The organism is Methanomicrobiales archaeon (assembly GCA_030019205.1).
GTDB lineage: Archaea > Halobacteriota > Methanomicrobia > Methanomicrobiales > JACTUA01 > JASEFH01.
This window is the reverse complement of sequence record JASEFH010000009.1, coordinates 52461-70242: the sequence shown is the minus strand read 5'-3', so window position 1 is coordinate 70242 and position 17782 is coordinate 52461. Positions and strand designations below refer to the sequence as shown.

General features: G+C 62.2%; 15 protein-coding genes. 12 read left to right on the top strand and 3 right to left on the bottom strand.

Annotation, left to right across the window (positions count from 1 at the left end):
• Positions 1 to 2: 2 nt before the first annotated feature.
• The 8 genes from hypE (at position 3) to QMC96_06755 (ending at position 9465) form a co-directional block, all read left to right on the top strand.
• Positions 3 to 998, top strand: coding sequence for a hydrogenase expression/formation protein HypE (gene hypE / locus QMC96_06790; protein ID MDI6876461.1), 996 nt, complete (start codon positions 3 to 5; stop codon positions 996 to 998).
• An 842-nt stretch (positions 999 to 1840) separates the two neighbouring features.
• Positions 1841 to 3109, top strand: a complete 1269-nt coding sequence (locus tag QMC96_06785; protein ID MDI6876460.1) for an amidohydrolase family protein — start codon at positions 1841 to 1843, stop codon at positions 3107 to 3109.
• A 204-nt stretch (positions 3110 to 3313) separates the two neighbouring features.
• Positions 3314 to 3628, top strand: a complete 315-nt coding sequence (locus QMC96_06780; protein MDI6876459.1) for a DUF167 domain-containing protein — start codon at positions 3314 to 3316, stop codon at positions 3626 to 3628.
• Between the two features lie 752 nt (positions 3629 to 4380).
• Positions 4381 to 5565, top strand: a complete 1185-nt coding sequence (gene dnaG / locus QMC96_06775) for a DNA primase DnaG (protein ID MDI6876458.1) — start codon at positions 4381 to 4383, stop codon at positions 5563 to 5565.
• A gap of 65 nt (positions 5566 to 5630) precedes the next feature.
• Positions 5631 to 5915, top strand: coding sequence for a UPF0058 family protein (locus tag QMC96_06770; GenBank protein MDI6876457.1), 285 nt, complete (start codon positions 5631 to 5633; stop codon positions 5913 to 5915).
• 1059 nt (positions 5916 to 6974) lie between these two features.
• Entirely contained in the window at positions 6975 to 7232 is a 258-nt protein-coding gene (locus QMC96_06765; protein MDI6876456.1) for a hypothetical protein, read from the top strand.
• A 543-nt stretch (positions 7233 to 7775) separates the two neighbouring features.
• Entirely contained in the window at positions 7776 to 8432 is a 657-nt protein-coding gene (locus QMC96_06760; GenBank protein ID MDI6876455.1) for a hypothetical protein, read from the top strand.
• A gap of 91 nt (positions 8433 to 8523) precedes the next feature.
• Positions 8524 to 9465, top strand: a complete 942-nt coding sequence (locus QMC96_06755) for an ornithine cyclodeaminase family protein (protein ID MDI6876454.1) — start codon at positions 8524 to 8526, stop codon at positions 9463 to 9465.
• On the opposite strand, the gene QMC96_06750 is transcribed toward QMC96_06755, so the two are convergent.
• Positions 9451 to 10938, bottom strand: coding sequence for a radical SAM protein (locus QMC96_06750; GenBank protein ID MDI6876453.1), 1488 nt, complete (start codon positions 10936 to 10938; stop codon positions 9451 to 9453). The two genes, QMC96_06755 and QMC96_06750, sit on opposite strands and share 15 nt — an antisense overlap.
• 510 nt (positions 10939 to 11448) lie before the next feature.
• On the opposite strand from QMC96_06750, the gene QMC96_06745 reads away from it, so the two are divergent.
• The 4 genes from QMC96_06745 (at position 11449) to argF (ending at position 15887) form a co-directional block, all read left to right on the top strand.
• A complete protein-coding gene (locus QMC96_06745; GenBank protein ID MDI6876452.1) occupies positions 11449 to 11949 on the top strand; it encodes a CDP-2,3-bis-(O-geranylgeranyl)-sn-glycerol synthase in 501 nt (166 codons plus the stop codon).
• Complete coding sequence (pyrE, locus tag QMC96_06740) at positions 11943 to 12452, top strand: orotate phosphoribosyltransferase (protein MDI6876451.1); 510 nt, start codon at positions 11943 to 11945, stop codon at positions 12450 to 12452. Before QMC96_06745 ends, pyrE begins: the two co-directional genes overlap by 7 nt.
• A gap of 1204 nt (positions 12453 to 13656) precedes the next feature.
• A complete protein-coding gene (gene purD / locus QMC96_06735; protein ID MDI6876450.1) occupies positions 13657 to 14943 on the top strand; it encodes a phosphoribosylamine--glycine ligase in 1287 nt (428 codons plus the stop codon).
• Positions 14940 to 15887, top strand: a complete 948-nt coding sequence (argF, locus tag QMC96_06730; GenBank protein ID MDI6876449.1) for an ornithine carbamoyltransferase — start codon at positions 14940 to 14942, stop codon at positions 15885 to 15887. The genes purD and argF overlap by 4 nt, the downstream gene beginning before the upstream one ends.
• On the opposite strand, the gene QMC96_06725 is transcribed toward argF, so the two are convergent.
• Together QMC96_06725 and QMC96_06720 are read right to left on the bottom strand one after the other, a co-directional pair.
• Complete coding sequence (locus tag QMC96_06725) at positions 15859 to 16107, bottom strand: hypothetical protein (protein ID MDI6876448.1); 249 nt, start codon at positions 16105 to 16107, stop codon at positions 15859 to 15861. The genes argF and QMC96_06725 overlap by 29 nt on opposite strands.
• A 9-nt stretch (positions 16108 to 16116) precedes the next feature.
• Positions 16117 to 17613 (bottom strand): methanogenesis marker 14 protein, encoded by a 1497-nt coding sequence (locus tag QMC96_06720; protein ID MDI6876447.1) that lies wholly within the window; start codon positions 17611 to 17613, stop codon positions 16117 to 16119.
• Positions 17614 to 17782 lie beyond the last annotated feature (169 nt).

The window sequence follows — 17782 nt, the reverse complement described above, 5'->3', positions numbered from 1 at the left end:
CGATGCGGGTGAGCCTGATGCACGGCGCCGGCGGGGAGATGATGGGCGAACTCCTGAAGACCATCACCAACCTGAAGCACTGCAATGCGGGCGGGATCGGGCTCGAAGCGCTGGACGACGGCGCCGTGATCCCGCTGAACGGATCCAACCTGGTCTTCACCACCGACTCCCACGTGGTGCGGCCGATCTTCTTTCCCGGCGGGGATATCGGCAGGATCGCGGTCTGCGGGACGGTGAACGACCTCGCCGCCATGGGGGCCCGTCCCCTGGCTCTCTCCTGCGGCATGGTGATCGAGGAGGGATTCCTCCTCTCTGACCTGGAGCGGATCGTGGCATCCATGGATGCAGCCCTCGGGGAGTCCTGTACCAACCTTGTGACCGGCGACACCAAGGTGGTGGAGCGGGGCAGCCTCGACGGCATCGTCATCAACACTGCCGGTATCGGGGTGGCGGACAGGGTGATCCGCGACAACCGTCTGGAAGACGGCGACCGCATCATCGTCTCCGGCACGCTCGGGGATCACGGGCTCGCGGTGCTCGCCCACCGGGAGGGGTTCGATCTCGGGGAGCAGCTCCGATCGGACGTCGCCCCGCTCTGGAGCCTCGTGGAGAGAGCGCTCGCCGCCGGCGCGATCCACGCAATGAAAGACCCCACGCGGGGCGGCTTCGCCAGTGCGATCAACGAGATGGCCAGGAAGGCGAACAAGAGGGTCGTCATCGAGGAGGAGGCTCTCCCTGTGCGGCGCAGTGTGCGGAGCGCCGCCGATATGCTGGGGATCGATCCCCTCGAGGTGGCGAACGAGGGGAAGATGGTCATCGCCGTAGCGCATGAGGATGCGGATGCGGTTCTCGCCGCTATCCGATCCCATCCCCTCGGGCGGGAAGCGGCAATCGTGGGCGAAGTGACAACGGGCTCCTCCGTCATCCTCCGTACCGCGATCGGGGGGGAGCGGTTCATCGAGCCCCCCATCGGGGATCCTGTGCCTCGGGTCTGTTGAGGACAATCCGGTTCCTTCGTATTTTCACTTCTATTACCTCGTTTCCTCGAACACCGCTTAATTTAACTGCTTCTGGCCCTTGTTTGCATTCCCTTGCGATGCACCCCTCCAAGCCGGCGTTGGGGGGGCTCGCTCCCGGGTATAGACGAGAGGCTTCACGCACCGCTTCCCGCGGGAGAGTCCAAGGACCGAATGCAGAGGCCTTCTCACCCCCCCATCTCCCCCACAATTACGTCAGGACCCCTTCGGGGATGCGAAAGATCTTTTCTGTCCACCTCGTAAGAAGGGGCCGGTCCCGTCCCTCGATCGTATCTTGCTGGATCCCATCCCCGCCAGTGCGATATCCCCAGGGTCGGACGGGGACGATACATCCTCCCCGTTCCACCACCCCTGCAGCGCGATAGAAACCCCCCGGGAAGCCGATCAATGCTGTCTTCTGGGGTGAGTCTGCCCAGAAGGATCCCTGTTTGGCCACGCCAGCGTTCTATACCGCTGATCCGACACCGGCTCCCTGCGCAGGAGACTATTACGGAGGGAGAGGGCACTGCCCCCTCCTCCGCTGATGCCATAGCCTCGAAGGGACGGGATCCTCGTTCCCCCTCTCACCTCCTGCAGGAGGAAAACGACCATGAACGACACCATGGTAAACCAAAAGAGGTCGAACGGCTCGACCCTGGCCTGGACTTTCGCAACCGAGCGTCACCCCATTTCGGATTGTACGATGGCCTCGATAGCACCTTTATATGCTGCGAGCGTCATTCTTGTGTGGGAAGCATTCCCGATTGCAGCCCGGCCCCGTGCTGCTGGAGATTCGGGGCGAAGAGGAAGGACGGTGGATCCGAGTGACCGACAGAGTGGATCTGGTGCTGAAGAATGTGCACCTCGGCGATGGGCGTACGGTCGACCTCTCCCTGGCGGGAGGCGTGGTGGTGCACGCCGGCGCTGCCCGCCCCTCGTACGAAATTCTGGACTGCAGCGGCCTCTACTGCCTGCCGGCAGCGGTCGACATGCACGTCCACATGCGGGGAGGGCGAGAGTCCTACAAGGAGGACTGGTCCAGCGGTAGCCGGAGCGCCCTGGCAGGCGGGGTGACGGTCGTCGTCGACCAGCCGAACACCGATCCGCCTCTCACCACTGCCGAGCGGCTGCGGGAGCGGATCCGTGAGGCGGAGGGAGCGTCCCTATGCAGTTTTGCGGTGAACGGAGCCCTCAGTCCCGATGCGGACCTGGAAGGGCTGTGGGCGGCGGGAGCCCTCTGCTTCGGGGAGGGTTTTACCGCACCCTCGACGTCCGCCCGGGCGATCGGTACCTCAGACCTGCCTGGTATCCTGACACGGATCCGGAGCCTCGACGGTCTCGCAACCATCCATGCGGAGGAGGTGGCGGATCTGCCCGACACGCAGGTGGTGGAGCACAACCTGGCACGCTCTCCGGCAGGCGAGGTCCGCATTGTGAGAGCGGTGCAGGAAGCCAACACCGCCGGCTGCCGCCTTCACTTCTGCCATCTCTCCACGGCGGATGCCGTCGATGCGGCGCAGGGCACGGTGGAGGTGACGCCGCACCACCTCCTCCTCTCCCTTGAAGATTTTCTGGAATGCGGAGGGAAAGGAAAGGTGAACCCACCCCTTCGGGAAGAGGCGGAGAGGAGGGCGCTCTTCTCCCGCTGGGACGCGATCGACGTGATAGCATCGGATCATGCCCCCCATACCCCCGGGGAGAAGGCATTCGCCTTCACGGCAGCCCCGGCGGGGTTCCCCGGGGTGGAGACGATGGTGCCGCTCCTGATGGCGGAGGTGATCGAAGGTAGAATCGATCTCACGTCACTCATCGAGAAGACGTCCGCCGCGCCCGCCTCGATCCTGGGAATCCCTCCTGCCGGATTCATCCCGGGAAATCGGGCGGATTTTGCCCTCTACCCCAGAGAGATCGTTCGCATTGAGGTGGATGCCCTCCACAGCCGCGCCGGCTGGACACCCTTCGAGGGGATGCCTGCGGTCTTCCCGCGCATCGTGGTCCAGGGGGGCGTGCCGGTCTACCGCGAGGGCGAGTTCGCACCCGCTCACCCCCGATGGTACGCCGGAAAAGGTTTTATGGGTACGGAGAGCGTATGATAAAACGCCGATACCTGCGCATCCATAGGTCCCCGGGCGATTGAGTGGCGGTTTGCCTGATGAGATGAACCACGGGACAACCCGGATGTGCGACAGGCACGCCTGGCACGAGGGCGTTTAACAGGTGATGGACGGCAGAATGCCACGGATGATCCATGTTTGTTTGTGCCGGGCGACACATTCCTCTTATCGGATCTGTTACGCATGACAGACTGGATCTGTGCGGTATCCGATGCTCCCGACGGCGTCGTCATCAGCATCTCCGTTACGGCAGGCGCAAGACGGAATGCATTTCCCCGTGGATACAACCCCTGGCGATGCGCTATCCTCTGCCAGGTGGCTGAGCCTGCTGTGGACGGTAGGGCAAATAAGGCCGTCATCGAGGTGCTGGCAGAACGACTCGGAGTGCCTGCGCAGAATATCCAGATCCGGAGCGGCGCCCATGCCCCGCATAAGAAGGTCCTGATCCGCGGCGTCTCCCGAGAGGTCGTCGAGGAGCGCCTGCGGCAGCTGTTCTGACACGCATCCTGCTCCCGCGGAATTATCTTCCGATTATTCATGAATGCGGATATTCCGGGCAGTAGCGCGGAACAATGAGCCCTCGACCCGAACGCAGGGACTGAATTTCTATCCTGAACCAATGTTCCAGATCGGATGCATCGCTGTATCTCGTGCCCCCTGTCCGGACCAATCGCAGTCGTGGGGAAGGATCGATCCTTCTTCTCCTTCCAGCGGTAGTGCAACAATATCCGGGAGACCTGTCATCGCCGGGGAGCAACCATGTTCAGGGCGTGGGATCCTCCCTTTCAGCAGGCAGAAGCGCTCTCCTCCCCCTGATCTTATTGAGAGGCTGAATCGGCCTGAACCGGGCACCCGCAGCTCCGGTTTCCCATCTTCCATGGAGTCGTCGAGCACCAGGGGAATGCCCAGACGTTCTGCCTGCCCGATATGGCGGGTATGCGATCTACCGCTCTCCGTATCTGGTTTCCCGGCGCCGCCTTCCGCTCTGCGCAGTGCCGGAACTTTTCGCGGATAAAGCGCCGATCGGGGAATCGGGCGCTGACCCGGAAACCTCGCCGCCGCGAATCGCAACGGGGATCTCTCCCGCGATCCGTCCGGGTCGGATGACCTTCTGAACGGAAAATATGGATGCAGGCGTTCTGAATCAGGTTTAAGTAATTCGACTATATATATAATATTGTACCTATGTACCGCCGTAGAAAGTACAGCATACATAGTTTACAATTACCCAGAGCCGGAGGTGGCTTACATTGTACTCACCGGATACAACCAAATATCTCATTCACATATACCTGCATGCCGAGGGGGTGGTCGAAAAATCCGACGTGATCGGAGCGATATTCGGCCAGACCGAAGGTCTCCTCGGGGAAGAGCTGGATCTTCGGGATCTCCAGCGGACGGGCCGCGTGGGGAGGATCGATGTCCAGATCCAGAGCAGAAAAGGGGAGACCCGGGGCGATATCCTCATCTCGTCCTCCCTGGATCGGGCTGAAACGGCACTTCTAGCGGCATCCCTGGAGACGATCGACCGCGTCGGCCCCTGCATCGCCCACGTGACCGTGGAGGGGATCGAGGATATCCGCACCACCAAGAGGAGGCAGATCGTCAGCCGGGCCAAAGAACTCCTCTTCGAAGGATTCGAGGAGGGCAGCATCGACAGCGCAAGCCTTCTCGACGAGGTCCGCGAGGGCATCCGCATCGAGAAGCTCATAGAGCTCGGGGAGGCGAAGGTGGCGGCCGGTCCTCAGGTCATGGAATCCGACCAGATCATCGTCGTCGAGGGGCGTGCGGATGTGATCAACCTCCTGAGGGCAGGCATCAAGAATGCGGTCGCCGTCGAGGGCACCCGGGTTCCCCCGCTCGTCGTCGACCTCTGCGGGACCAAGACCGCTACCGCCTTCCTCGACGGCGACCGCGGAGGCGAGCTCATCCTCCGGGCTCTCCTGCAGGTGGCCGACATCGACTACGTCGCATTCTGCCCCCGGGGAAAGAGCGTGGAGGATATATCCCGCAAAGAGATCGCCAAGGCGCTGCGAAACCGCGTGCCGGTGGAGTACGTGCGGGATCAGTTCGGGGAGCAGGAGTCTCCGAAGACGGAGGCCGAGGAGGTCTCGATGACCACCGGACCGCCGGAAGAGCCGAAAGCTCGCCCGTCTCCCCAGAGCCTCAGGGGACACATGGAGGAGGTGAAGAACCGCATGATCGCACGATTCCTCTCCCCGGACTTCTCTATCGTGCACGAGGCGAAGGCCGATGACGTGGAGAAGATCTTGGAGACGGTGAACGGAGATGTCGCCGGCGTCGTGGTCGACCGCGTGGTCGACCAGAAGCTTCTGGACCTCTTCGTCGCCAGGGGAATGGAATTCCTCGCCGCTCCGGATTTTCGCGGTATTGTGAAACGGCCTCTATCCATTAAACTCCTGAAGATCCGGTAATTCATGGACGCCCAAATATATTTATAATCATATCTACCATCTCTTTAACAACGGTCGTGACGTGCATGCACAAGGAAGAACTTCTCGTACTCCATCAGATACTGGTTGACATCAAGAATTACTTCGAGAAAGTGAATCCCGGTCTGAAATTTTCCCAGTACTACGCCCTGAAGATCGACCCGGGCCAGGTGCACAGGAGCAAAATGGAGCACAAGTACGCGATCTTTGTGCTGGGGACGGAGCTTGCCAACGCCATGCGGGACGTGGAGTTCTCCGCGTCCGGGAGAATCTCTGCACGCATGCGGGAACTTGCGGAGAAGACCCTGAAAGAGATCGAGTGCCTCCAGTAAGCACGACCCTCGAACGCCTTCTCGCTCCCCGTCGGGGGATGGTTTCAGGAGGTCACGAAGACTGGCACGGCAGCCCATCGTCCAGCACAGGGCAGGGTAACTTCGGGCCTGTCCTGCGGCGCCTCATGCGGTTCTACGGTGCGGAAGGCTGTCGCGAGTGCGGGATCGAGGGCGAACGCCCGATCCCGGCACTGCAGCGACTCTTCCGGCGGTGCAACACTCCCTCCAGGGCGATTCCGAGAAACGCCCAGAGATCCGCGTTTCCGGGATCCAGATCCAGTGCCCGACTGTTAAGGCGAATCGCATCCTCGCATCGCTCCTGGTGCGCCAGCAGATACGCCTGCAGCTCATGCTCGTCTGCCCGGTCCAGAAACGCACGGTGCTGCCTCCATTTCGTCTTTTTCTCTTCGACGATGGCGGTTCAACTCCAGCGATCTGCCTGTTCATCACCGATCCTGATGAGGCTTCCGATTATCGACCGTGCAATAGGCATATCGTTCCATTTCAGCCACCACCTTGAAATCCTGCGTGGGGAGAATGGCACGAATGCCCGGGTGCCACTGCGAGAGGTTGTGCAGACCGGCTGATGGGAAACGTAGATGCGCCCGATGCCGGTACGAATTCAGACCTCACAAAGTGGCTCTGTCGAAATCCTCATCAGGAGTCTGTGTACGGCTCTCGGGTGTTCTCCGGGGAAGGGCATCTCTCCTCAACCCCTTCGTGCGACAGAGAGCATCCTGCCCGGCATTCCCGGTCCGATATAGGCCTGTCGCACGATTCCCTTCCCCGGGGGGAGGGGTGAACGCGGATCATCGATGGGTCCACCCGCGGGACAGGTGGAAAATACGCCGGGGAGCGTTTCTCCAGAGCCCACAAATTGCCTCTTTACCTGCCGAGAGAGCAGTGGAAAGACATAATCACCGGGTTTCTCATCGAAAAGAGCGGTCAGAGAATCTCCGGTAGAACCGGGCAGAATGCAAAAGGGTACTGATGGCACTCGCATGGATTTGAGGAGTCCGTGTCAAGGATGCTCCTGCTGCATTCTCCAGCATTGTTGAGGTGGACGAGACATATCCCGGCGGAGAGTGGAGGAGCAAAAAGAAAATCCATCAGGGATCCGGGAACCACGCGAAGAAGAGGAACGAAAAAACAGCCTGTATTCGGCAGCCATATCGTAATGGACAGGTGTTGGCAGAGGGGGTCGAGACTGTGGAGGCTGAAATCCTTTACATCCTGATCTTGAATAAGATGGAGAAAGGATCTGGAGGTTCAATCACAGACAGGAGAGCGGCAGAAAGAAATCGAATCGCATTCTGAAGTTGCCGGAGATGAAGGTTGGTGGCCAGATCGGCACGATGGCCTACGGAAATTGTCTCACGGCAGTGCCTGCCCTCTCCTCAATTATCCGCATCCTACCGCACCGGCGGGGTAGGAGGTCAGGAGGATTGGAGGGGTGCGCTCCCCCCGCTCCCCCGCTACGGGAAAACCGATTCTGCCGCCCGTTCCGCCATCCCGCAGGGGACGCAGAACCCATGCATTCCGCGGCAGGAATAGCGATGCGGAATGTTGACTAGAACCCGGATCCACCCTTCATGCACCGGTCAAAGGCTCGATCCCGAGACGGCTTCTCCCTGAAATCCACGATCCCCGTATCTCCGGCTCTCTGCGATCTCTTGAGGCATGCCGAGGAGCTGCTGGGGGGAGAGGTACTTCTCCGCCATCTTCCCGACGCACCGGAAGGGGGTTATCCTTTCGGACCCTCACCCCCTATGACTGCGCCCGGCTCATCATCGTCTCTCCCGCCCGGCAGCTGGGATTGCTCATGGACGTCGGATCGGGGAGAACCGCGTCCTGCTGCTGATGGAAGGGGCCGCTTCTGCGCAAGGGGAGATCGGGGCCCTCTCCTTCGATGTCCGCACCATGCAGAGAGGCATGGAGCAGATCTACCTGGATACGCTCAGGGACACGAAGACCCGCTCCCCCGGCATCGCGCGGCTGCTGGAGTCGTTGCGGAATGCCCGCATATACCTCCTGAAGGAGAGCAGCCGGGATATGCACGAGAGTGTGGCGCTCCGCGACCTCCCTCCTGTGCGCTCCTTCGTACTGCACAACGCGATCTGCGGCGCCCGCGATACAGCCATGGCAGAGACTGCCGCTGCGAGCAATCTCTATCCTCTCATCCATATCCCGGAGCTTCGGCGCTTCAGGAATCTCGATGTGAAGGAGATGATGATCCATCGAGGGAACCGCTCCCCGGGGTACCACACCCAGCTCGCCGGGGATCGCCTGCACGGGGATCCGGCGCCGATCCTGGAGTTCGATTCTGCCGGGACAAAGATCGGGATTTCCACGCCTCTCTCTTCGAGGGCAGCACGGAGATCGCGGACCGCCGGATCCGGCGATTGTCCCTGCAGGGGCGGTTCGCCTGGGGGGGATCCCGGGCACCTCCGTGATGCCCTCGCCTGCCAGGATGCGATCGAGAAGCGGGCGTACGGCGCCGTGCTCGGAGATGCCTGATCGTCAGTGAACCATATCCGGATCTTGAAATACCCGCCGCTCCAGCGCACTTCAACAATTCTTTTACCGCAGAGTGCCGAAATACGTTGGTATGCGTTATCTCGCCGATCCGGAGGAAGGTCTGGATGGCATGGCGATCAACAACGCCATCGAGGCCGTATTCGCTGCCCATGCGCGGGGAGAAGTCCAGATGCCCCCGAAGGTGTATGTCAACCTTCCCTTCGGGGATTTCCGCACCATGCCGGGTTATGTGCCTGATCTCGAGGCCGCCGGCGTCAAGATCGTATCCGTCCACCCTGATAACCGCGCGATGGGGATTCCGACCGTGATGGCGCTGACCATTCTCCTGGATGTCCGCACGGGCGCCCCGGAGGCGATCCTGAACGCGACACGTCTCACCGATCTCCGCACCGGGGCGGCCGGCGCCATCGCCTGCCGGCACCTGGCACCCAGAAAGCGCATCGCGCTCGGCATCATCGGCTGCGGCCAGCAGGCGGAAGCGCAGATCCGTGCCATCGCGTTCGAGCGGGAGATTGAGGAGGTGCGTATCTGGGGTCCGACCCCGAGCCGGGCGGAGCGGCTTGCGGCTCTCTTCCGCACTCTGAATGCCCGATGTGTCCCGATCGAGAGAGCCTGCGATGCGGACGTGCTGGTCACCGCCACCCCCTCCCGAAAACCGCTTGTGATGGACGCCTGGGTGCGCGAGGGGACGCACGTCAACGCCATCGGCGCGGATGCACCGGGAAAGCAGGAACTCGATCCCCGGCTGCTCAAGAGGGCGCGGGTCTTTGTCGACGACCGGGAGCAGGCAGTCCACTCCGGCGAGGTGAACGTGCCGATCAGGGAAGGATTCTTCCGCCCCGAGGAGATCGCCGGCACGCTCGGCGAGGTGGTGATCGGCAAGAAAGGAAGGGAGAGCGGGAGCGAGATCACCATTTTCGACTCCACGGGCCTCGCCATTCAGGACCTGGCCATCGCCCGGCTCGCCCTCCAGAGCGCGGGACGGAGGGGGACGGAGTTACCGTTTCCCTGATCCCTCTCTCTCGGTGAGCGGAGCGGAGAACTTCTTCCAGACCTCCTCTCGGTAGACCTTGCCGCTGTTGTAACTGCAGAATGGGATGATGCGGCCGTCCGGGGTTGCATAGTGGATGCAGCACCGCTGTACCCTGTCCAGATCGTAGTTGTAGCGGTCCATGAAGTGCATGGTGCCGATGAAGAGCGCATTCCAGTGGAAGTCCCGCAGGGCCTCGAAGTTGTGCAGGACGAGCGCTTTCGTGATCAGCTTCCAGAGAGTGCCGCCGTCCATCTGATCGCCTCGTTTGACCGAAGCATGCATCGCCTTCACACCCTCAAGAAGGGTGAGATACTTGTTGATCGCCCCGCCCTTCTTCAGGTTATCAGCCATATCGGAGATCGCGGCAAAGAAGCGGTCCACATCCACGCTGCGGTTGATCGGTACAAGACCGTTCCCGGTGACAAAGACATAGGTGGCCGCACCGCAGTGCTGGTGGGCCGTAAACCGAATCTGGGGGCGGCCGCTGTACGCCTCCACGAGATCGGAGATCGGGACCACGCAGGGGACGGGGTAGAAGTCGTCCTTTCGGATGGCCCCGTCCGTCTGCGCCTCGATCCTCCGGAGAAGATCCGGAATGGTGATCCTTTCCGTGGCGACATCGTCCTCGCTCGCCGCACCGGTGAAGGCGACCGGCTGGAAGTTGACCCCCCGCACAACATCGATATGCTCGGCCGCATACCGGATGATTCCTCCCACCTCGTGGTCGTTTTTACCATTGATCACGGTGGGCACCAGCACCACCCCCATGTGCTCCCGGGAGCAGTTCTCCACCGCCTGCATGTGCTTCCGGTAGTGGGGGTCCGTCTCTTTCGTGATCCCGTCGAAGTGAAGGTACACCGTCGAGAGTCCGGATTCTTTGAGCGCCCCGACAAAATCCGGTTCGTTGGCGAGGCGGATGCCGTTCGTCGCCAGCTGCACCTGGGAGAATCCCACCTCTTTCGCTTTTTTTATGATATCGAGCAGATCCTCCCGCATTGTGGGCTCCCCTCCCGAGAGCTGGACCGCTGGCGGGGGCACCGGCTTCTCCGAGCGGAGGAGCTGCATCATATCGACGATCTGCGCAAACGTCGGCTCGTAGACGTATCCGCATGCACGGGCATTCGCGAAACAGAAATCACAGGAGAGGTTGCAGCGGTTGGTCACGTCGATATTCGCGAGCAGCGTGCTGGAGCGGTGGCTGCTGCAGAGACCGCAGTTCGATGGGCAGGCGGAGCCAGGCAGAGCCGGGCGAGGATTCTGGATGCCGGTTCCCAGGGACTCATACCGGTCGAAACGTTTGTACATCTCCGCATCCGCCCAGTAAAGGTTCCGGAACGGGCCATGGTCCGGGCAGGTGCGGATCAGCCATACCCGCCCCCCCTCCTCCTCGACAGAGGCGTCCAGGACAGAATTGCAGATCGGACAGAGCGTCTTCGTCTTCTTCAGCAGCATGAGTCTTCACCGGTGCGTATATCTCGATAATTATCTTGAATCCGCAATAAGTGTATATTTTCCTGCTCGACTTTTGCAGCGGGGGTAAAGCAATCCTCGATTTTCACCCGCTTCCGACGTGCCGGCTCCCCGTGAAGGGACGCCCCCATCGCTCTGCCCTCTCCACTATCCGCCGTGGTTGGAACCGCATCTATTTTAAATTTGTTCTCGAATCTTAAATCTTTGTCCATGGGACTGCGCTGGCGGTGGCATCCGGCCAGACGTGCATGCGGGATTTCACGCGCTCTTCCGTCTCCGCAGAACCCGTCTGCGGAGCCACGGGATCGCTCCCGGCGAGGCAGAAAAGCATTTACAGCGTCAGGACAACCTTTCATGGGACTTTCTATGCTGGATGCGCGTGGGATGTGCGGGACGGTTTCTCTGTCGTCGGGCTGTTCGGGGTAGAGAGCGGTGGATGCGGAGGCACTGTGGAACGGCGTGGCGATTCCGGTCCTATCGGCCTTCTGGCTCATGATCCCCGCCTACGTTCCGAACCCGGTTGCGGCAGCCACGGGAGGGGGAACCCCGATCGACTTCGGCGCTGTTCTCCCGGATGGCAGGAGGCTCTTCGGGGATGGCAAGACATACCGCGGTTTTGTTGCGGGCGTGCTCGCCGGTATCCTGGTCGGACTGGTGCAAGTAGCTCTCTCGGCCCTGCCGGGATTTGCGCTCCTCCCGCTCCATACGCCGCCCACCGTAACCCTGATGGCGGTCGGAGCGCTCCTGGGGGATCTGGGCAAGAGCTTCTTCAAGAGAAGGCTCGGCAAAAAGCGCGGAGAGAAGTGGCCCGTCTTTGACCAGTACGATCTGGTATTCGGCGCATTCGTCCTTCTCCTCCTCTTCGAGCCGCAGTGGGTGATGGAGTACGTGACACCTGCCGTGGCGCTCGTCATCCTCGTCCTGACGCCGCTCCTGCATAGGATCGTGAATATCATCGGCTACCGCATACGCGTCAAGGAGGTTCCATGGTGATGGAGATCGTGAAAATGCTCAAGGAGAGGGGTGCGGTGCGCTTCGGCGACTTCACCCTCGCCTCCGGGAAGAAGAGCAGCTACTACATCGACATCAAGAGCGCACTGCTGGATCCTGTTCTCCTCCGCCGCATCGGCGACCGAATCGCAGAGGCCTGCACCTTCGACGTGGTGGCGGGTGTGGCCGTCGGGGGCATTCCGATTGCCGTCGCCACCGCCCTGTCGAGCGGCAGACCCTATGCGATCGTCCGACGCGAGCCGAAAACCCACGGGAGAGCGGACCTGGTGATCGGGGAGGTGGCGGGCAAGCGCGTCCTTCTCGTGGAGGATGTGACCACATCGGGCGGCTCCGTCCTCTATGGCGTGCGTGCGCTCCGCGAGAGCGGAGCCCGTGTTGAGCAGGTTGTCAGCGTGGTCGACCGCGAGCAGGGAGCGGCGGCGATGCTGGAGAAGGAGGGTATCAGGCTCCATCCCCTCGTACGGGCGAGCGAACTGCTACGGTGACGATCCGGACGGCAGGATGGAGCCCGCACGAGTAGCCATGAGTTCGGATGCGCATCCGACGCGGAGCACGGGCGTGGTTTGCTCGCTCCCGCGGCATCGAAATGCTGGGAGGGGGCAGAGCACGGCGAGGATCTGGCTTCGGATGGGCTTCCCGGGATAGCGCTGGACAGCGTGACGCGGGGGTAGGGAAGAGGAACTCCTTCCTCATTGCGGACACATCCCGATCCTGCGTCATGGCGGATCCTGCGATCCGTCTCCTGCGTGCACGGGAGGAGTTGCCGCACTCATCATGGGAGGATGCGCGGGAGGCCTCCATCAGCACCGGGCCGAGAATGGGAGAGGCCTGGGTACTCGGACCGGATTCTCCTGTCAGTCCTGTGGATCCCGAACGTTCCCGGGTGAACGAGCTCGCATCGGGAAGCGAAGCCCCACCCCTGCTCATCCTCTGCGGCCCAACACCGTGCCGTCCGAGATGCTGTCAGTTCAGAAACGGTTCTGGCTGATCGTTCTGGTCGTTCGGGGACTATCGCACCGGCAGGGGGAGTGGGTCAAGAGGGGGTGCGTCCTCCCCCTCTCCCCGCCATAACCCCTGCCCCCAGTCGTTGCGATAAGCCTGGGTTGGAGGGAGGTGGGGGGAATTGTTGTACGTGGACCGGGGGTCCGTTTCCAGCATCCCCGCATGGGCATCGCATGCAGGAGCGGAAGACAATCAGGAAAGAGATCCCTCCTCCAGAGGGTGCGGCAGGGCTATTCGGGGATTTCAGACCGTTCTGATCCATCACAGGCCTCCCATGGGAGGACGCAAGCAGTATCGTGCCGAGACGGATCGTCCCATGTGGCTGCCGCTAAGATTGGGTGGTGCGCCCTCCATCTCCGCCGCGATTGCGTCCACCGGATTCTGCGCCGCCCGCATCGGGGTATGCGCGGACACTGCACCGATCCCGCGAGGGGCGCACCGGGGAGACGGGGCGCCGTCATGCAGTCCATCCTGGCATCTGCGGGCGCTGGCGCCCATGCATTCCTCAATCGAAGAACTTTTTACTCTCCTCATAGCAAACACTCTGTATATGTGCTGCCGCAGGCTGCCTCACCAATCCGGCGATGGAACAGAGCGGATCGCACCCGCGATCAGACGCCAGAGCGGCCCTGACATATCGACTCCAGTCCGAAAACGAACATGTAAGGGGTGCGGTGATCCAGTTCCATGAAGATCCTGGTTGTGGGTGGCGGAGGCAGAGAGCACGCGATAGCGGAGGCGCTATCCCGCAACCCTGAAGTATCCATCCTATCCGCGATGGCCAGAAGGAATCCCGGGATTGCACGGCTGGCAGAGCGTGTGCTCATCGAAAAGGAGACGAACACACGCAGAGTGGCCGAATTCGCACGGAATGCCGGGGCCGATGCCGCCATCATCGGCCCGGAGGCCCCGCTTGAGGCGGGGATCGTGGACGTGCTCGAGGAAGCGGGGATTCCCTGCGTGGGCCCGTCGAGCCTGGCGGCGCGACTCGAGACGGACAAGGCATTCTGTCGGGCCATGATGACCCGCCACGGCATCGACGGGTGTCCGCAGTACCGGATCTTCCACGACGCCGAGGGGGCGGCGGCCTTTATCCGGGAACATGAAGGCCCTTTGGCGGTCAAACCCATCGGGCTCACCGGCGGCAAGGGCGTGCGGATCATGGGCGAGCATTTCGATGCCGAGGGTGCCATCGCCTACGTCCGGCAGCTCGGGGGGGACGTGGTGCTGGAGGAGCGTCTGCAGGGGGAGGAGTTCACCCTGCAGGCGTTCGTGGACGGAATCCACCTCGTCCCGATGCCGCTCGTCCAGGACCATAAGCGGGCGTACGAGGGAGACCGCGGCCCCAATACCGGCGGAATGGGATCCTACTCCCTGCCGGACCACTGTCTCCCGTTCGTGTCGGAGGCGGATCGGGATCGGGCCATTTGCATCATGAACGATGCGGTGCAGGCGCTTGCGGCGGAAGGCTACCCCTTCCGGGGCATCCTCTACGGACAGTTCATGTGCACCCGGGAAGGTCCGAAGGTGATCGAGTTCAACGCCCGGTTCGGGGACCCGGAGGCGATGAACGTGCTCTCCATCCTCTGCTCCAGCTTCGTCGAGATCCTCTGCCACATGCTCGCCGGCACGCTCTCGTCCAACGATGTCGATTTCGCGAAGAAAGCGACGGTCTGCAAGTATATCGTGCCGGAGGGCTACCCTGAGGCCCCTCGGGCGAATGAGCCCCTCGTGCTTGGCGATTACGGGCCCGCCCGTCTGTACTACGCCAGTGCGGAGGAGAAGGATGGTCGGATCTATACCCAGACATCGCGCACCCTGGCCTTCGTGGGCATCGGAGACTCCCTTGAAGAGGCCGAGAGCATTGCAGAAACCGCCGCTTCATCGGTGCGGGGGCGGGTCTACCACCGCAAGGATATCGGAACGGCAGCCCTTCTGGCAAAGCGTTGCAGCCACATGCAGGAGTTGCGATGAAGCGCGATTTTCTCTCCATCCTGGATCTGACCGCCGTCGAACTGCGGGATCTGCTGGATGCGGCGCACCGCATGAAACGGGACCGGTGCGCCGGCAGGCGGAACGGGATCCTCAGGGGGCACACGCTCGCGATGCTCTTCGAGAAGGCCTCGACCAGAACCAGGCTCTCGTTCGAGGTGGGGATGCACGAGCTGGGCGGACACGCCCTCTTCCTGAACCCCCGCGACCTTCAGCTCGGGCGGGGTGAGGAGATCCGGGATACGGCGCGGGTCTTCTCGCGCTATGTATCGGCGGTGATGATCCGCACCTACCTGCACAGCACCTTGGAGGAGTACGCGAGATGGTCGAGCGTCCCCGTGATCAACGGTCTCTCGGACCGGGAGCACCCCTGCCAGATTCTGGCGGACATCATGACCCTCGAGGAGTGCTTCGGATCGGTGGAGGGGCGGCGGATCGCCTGGGTGGGGGATGGGAACAATGTCTGCCACTCACTCATCCTGGCCTCCGCCCTCACGGGGATGGAGGTGGCAGTCGCCAGCCCGGCAGGTTATCAGCCGCAGGAGGCGGTCGTGCGGCAGGCGCGGGATCGCGGAGGGAGAGTGACGGTGGTCGAGTCGCCCGAAACCGCCGTTGCCGGGGCGGATGCGATCTACACGGACGTCTGGGTCTCGATGGGAGAAGAGGCGGAGCGGCAGACGCGGATGGCGGCATTCCGGGGCTACACGGTGGACGAGGCGCTGATCGGGCTTGCGCGGGCGGATGTTGTCGTGCTGCACTGCCTTCCCGCACACCGCGGGGAGGAGATCACGGATGCGGTGATCGAGGGGGATCGAAGCGTCGTCTGGCAGCAGGCGGAGAACCGGCTGCATGCACAGAAGGCGCTCCTCGTCAGTCTCATCCTGGGCACGCCGCTGCCTACCGGGGACTCTCCTCCCCCTCGATGAACGTGCGGAGGCGTTCCAGCATATAACGCTCGACCTCCTCCACCACCTCCCGCCGTCCGCGGAAGGCGAGCAGGTTCCGTTCTTCGCCCTGCATGATCCCGATCCGGATCGGCCTGGAGCGCTCCACCAGCTCCACGTCGTACTTCTCGATCACATCCCGAATGATCGTCCGGGGGACGCCCGGCGGGATGAGCACATCGAACAGTTCCGTTTCTTCCATGAATATACCTCATTTGCCTACATTTATCCTTCGTGCCATGATGCATCGTCCGCCCCGCACCCCGCCCAGAGGATTCTTCGGCTTGCCCAGGGATAGCATGCACCGCCCCATGACAGCGGCGCCCCGCGCCAGCCCATCGTCCACGAAGACAAGGTGATCGCCGGGGTTCTCGAAGAGATTCCGCTCCGCGATACCCTCCAGGATGTACTCCGGTTTCCGTCCGGAGATGGCGGCCCTCCCCGTGAAACCGATCGAGGCGTTCGGCGGGACGAGCCCCTGATGAACGGCCACATCCACCAGCCTGAGGGCCATTCTCGCGCAGACGGAATCCACGACGGCGGTGAGCAGCCCGATGTCGTGATTCTCCTGGATATCGGCTCCAATCTCCTCCAGCTTCCCGATATCACTCCCGTTGACACCACAGTCGCAGCCGATCAGAGTGACGCCACTCTTCTCTGCCACGTCGGCATAGACGGGCACCCGCCCGAACTTCCTCCGGTCCGGGGGCACCGTACGGATGTCGATATGCGCATGGCAGCGCTCCACGTACTCCTCCACCAGCGCGCTCTTTCGCCGCGCCAGACCGCCTTCCACACTCCTCTCCCCCAGGAGATCCAGGGCAGTGCCCTTCTGCTTCTCCACGAGACCGGTCCCTCGCACGATGGCGTCGGGGATCGCCCCTGCCAGACCGCAGAAGTTACCGATCGTCTTGGCAAATGGATTCTCCGCATCCGGGGGGACGTCGCTGGTGATGCGCCCGTCGAGTGTAGTCCCGAAATCGATGGTCACGCAGGGGTTCCGGAAGTCCACGGGGGTCCACTTCGCCCCCTCCTTGATTCCGGCCATCGCAAGCTCCCCCTCCATCTCGTTCGCCACCATCTCCACGCCCGTGCTCCCGAGCGGCGGGATTACTCCGGCCACGGCGCCGACGAAGACCACCTTGTCGGCGTAGCTGTAGGGCTGCAGCCTCTTCGGCAGATTGTCCTTGGACATCGGCGGCGTCATCTTGCGGGGCGGGACCCCGGCCAGCAGGCAGCCGTTCGCGAGCGCGATCACGAACTCGCCCACCTGGTCAGGCGTCTCCATCTCCGCCACCACCCCGGTGCTCCGCACCACGAAGTCCAGGTCGTCCTGGATCGAGAGATTCGCGTCCCGGTGGCACTTCACCAGTGTGTCCCGAATGAGCTCGGTCACTGACTCCCGCGTAATCTGTGTGCCGTCCAGCGTCTCTCCAAAGATCTCCTCGCCCGGTTTCGGCTTGCGGATGTCCCGGCTCATCCCCACGGTCTTGTTGATGACGTAGCTCTGGCCGGTCTCCAGGTTCGTGCCGGTCAGGATGCACTTGGTGGTGGTGTTACCCATCTCCACGGAAGCGCAGATAAAATAGGGCTTTACCCGGTACTCGGGGATATTCATGCCCGCCCCGTGGGCGATGGAGGGGGGAGGCGGGCTCTTGACGATATGGGGCCTGGGTTTGAAAAAACGCCCAAAAAATCGCGCACACATAGTGATTGGTCTTTCCTGTACTCCTTTATACCTTTCTAATTAACCGCAGCGGCGAGCACCGCGCTCCTCCCCTGCTCTTCCGGGAATATATCGGCACCGCGGAAGAAAATGGTTTCGGCCAATACCCATAAATAGAGTGAACGATTATTAACCATTGACACTTCGCCGG